Source organism: Enterobacter sp. 940_PEND, from assembly GCF_001059415.1.
GTDB classification, from domain to species: Bacteria; Pseudomonadota; Gammaproteobacteria; order Enterobacterales; family Enterobacteriaceae; genus Enterobacter; species Enterobacter cloacae_M.
Genome location: NZ_JUMS01000152.1, coordinates 1 through 539 on the forward strand (window position 1 = coordinate 1; position 539 = coordinate 539).

Genomic DNA, 539 nt, shown 5'->3' on the forward strand with positions numbered 1-539 from the left:
GCCACTTCCGCCGCGTTGATGACGTTATCGCCCGCCACGGTATTGATGGTGACGGTTGGCAGCGCGGTGTCGACCAGCAGGTTCGCGGTGTTGCTCACGCTGTTGCCCACGCCGTTGGTGGCGGTCGCGTTCAGGGTATAGTTGGCCTGGCCGAGACCGGCCAGATCCGCTGCCGGAACCGTCAGGCTCCAGGTGCCGTCTGCCGCGGTCGTCGCCGCGTAGTTTTTACCGTTGAGGGTCACGGTCACCACGGTGCCTTCCGCCAGGTTGGCGCTGGTGCCGCTGACGCTCAGATCCTGACCTTTTTCTACCGCGTTCAGGACGTTGTCATCGCTGATTGCGTTGAAGGCCACCGATGGCAGACCGGTATCAACGGTCACGTTATGCGTGCCGGTACCGGTGTTGCCCGCCGCGTCGGTGACGGACGCAGTGACGGTCACGGTGCCGTCGCTGAGGCCGGAAATCACGCTCGCCGGTACGCCCACGCTCCAGTTCCCCGCCGCGTCCAGCACGGTGGTGTAGGTCTGGCCGCCGATGGT

General features: G+C 65.3%; 1 protein-coding gene. It reads right to left on the reverse strand.

Annotation, left to right across the window (positions count from 1 at the left end; translation table 11 throughout):
- Positions 1–539: Ig-like domain-containing protein (locus tag ADJ24_RS21515; protein ID WP_048703686.1), on the reverse strand; the 539-nt coding region annotated here is incomplete at both ends.